Origin of the sequence: Dickeya chrysanthemi NCPPB 402, assembly GCF_000406105.1 — a bacterium.
Lineage (GTDB): Bacteria > Pseudomonadota > Gammaproteobacteria > Enterobacterales > Enterobacteriaceae > Dickeya > Dickeya chrysanthemi.
In genome coordinates this window covers 1-1,604 of sequence record NZ_AOOA01000067.1, presented here as the reverse complement: position 1 = coordinate 1,604, position 1,604 = coordinate 1, and the positions used below count along the sequence as shown (strand labels likewise).

3 protein-coding genes are annotated in these 1,604 nt (G+C 41.8%); all 3 read left to right on the top strand.

Annotated features, from left to right (window positions below; all coding sequences use genetic code 11):
- A partial coding sequence (locus DCH402_RS20855) for a polymorphic toxin-type HINT domain-containing protein (protein ID WP_233276266.1) occupies window positions 1–388 on the top strand: 388 nt, incomplete at its 5' end.
- Window positions 366–647 (top strand): hypothetical protein, encoded by a 282-nt coding sequence (locus DCH402_RS00075; RefSeq protein ID WP_002251174.1) that lies wholly within the window; start codon window positions 366–368, stop codon window positions 645–647. The genes DCH402_RS20855 and DCH402_RS00075, both read left to right, overlap by 23 nt.
- A gap of 406 nt (window positions 648–1,053) precedes the next feature.
- Window positions 1,054–1,604 (top strand): hypothetical protein (locus DCH402_RS00070; RefSeq protein ID WP_200864840.1); only part of this gene is annotated, 551 nt, incomplete at its 3' end.

Here is a 1,604-nt window from a genome sequence, read left to right as displayed (position 1 = left end):
AGTTCAAAACATTACCCTCAAACAGCAGCCGCTCAAAGCCTACAATCTGACCGTTGCCGATTGGCATACTTACTTCGTTAAGGGTAATCAGGCGGAAACGGAAGGGGTTTGGGTTCATAATGCGTGTCCGATCAAACCAAAACCAACCAATCATGCCCAACAAAGAAAAGAAGAAGCTAAAAACGATTCTCATCGAAGTGTGGGAGATTCCAATCGTGTCGTTCGCGAAGGAAAGCAATATTTAGATTCCGACACAGGAAACCATGTTTATGTAAAAGGAGATAAAGTGGTTATTCTAACTCCTGATGGAAGACAGGTAACTCAATTTAAGAACTCGAAAGCCAATACGTCAAAAAGGGTAAAAAATGGGAAATGGACACCAAAATAATCGATCTCCCTTAGAAAAAAGAATTTTTTATCTGGAGCATTCGGGGCAGTATCTGATGATTTGCGCCCTATCAGATTACTCCCAAAATAAACATACTGTCGTTATGGCGAATTTTCTCTATCCAAATGAAAAAATGGATTGGAGAAATTTAGATGATTTGTTCAATGAGTTGGTTTTAGAGGAATTACAGTCTTCATTTATGGATTGGTATCCGACTATTGAAGAGGCAATTAGCCATCATTTAGAAGACTTTTCGTAACAAGCATAAATTAAAGGTTGTCTGAAACTATGTTCGATTTTCGACGACATTTTCCTCATTGGAGGGGGCGGCAATTTATGGAAAATAGATTTGAAAAAATCGTTAAGGATATTTTTAGTTTTACCCAATTTGTTCCGAAGCAGAAAATGAGATTCCCACCCCATCCTCCCGTTATGACGACTGTTGGTGGGAATTGGAAATCTTGAATGCCTCTGCATTTGAATTAGTCAAAAAATTGAATCAAAGCAAACAAGAGTAACAAGCTGCAGCCTGCATAGGGGTTTTTAAAGTACGGCAGCAACCGTAGATTAAATTAAAAATCAAACAATCAAAGCTCGTCTGATATAATCGATATATTCTGTTAAACGAAAAATAAATATGTTTAAAAAAATTCAAACCGGTACTGTTGTCATTTTTTGCACTTGTATTTGCCTTTTGGCTGGGGACGGGTATTGCCTATGAGATTAATCCGCGTTGGTTTTTGAGCGATACGGCAACTGAAATACCTGAAAATACGAATGCTTTTGTGGCGAAACTTGCCCGCCTGTTCCGAAATGCCGACAGGGCGGTTGTCATCGTGAAGGAATCGATGAGGACGGAGGAAAGTCTTGCCGGAACTGTGGATGACGGTCCGTTGCAGTCGGAGAAGGATTATCTCGCGCTCGCTATCCGGCTCAGTCGTTTGAAAGAAAAGGCGAAATGGTTTCACGTAACGGAGCAGGAACATGGGGAAGAGGTTTGGCTGGATTACTATATCGGCGAGGGCGGTTTGGTTGCGGTTTCGCTTTCGCAACGCTCGCCGGAAGCGTTTGTTAATGCCGAATATCTGTATCGGAACGATCGTCCGTTTTCTGTAAATGTGTACGGCGGAACGGCTCGCGGAGAAAATTATGAAACGACAGGAGAATATCGGGTTGTTTGGCAACCGGACGGTTCGGTATTTGATGCGTCGGGATA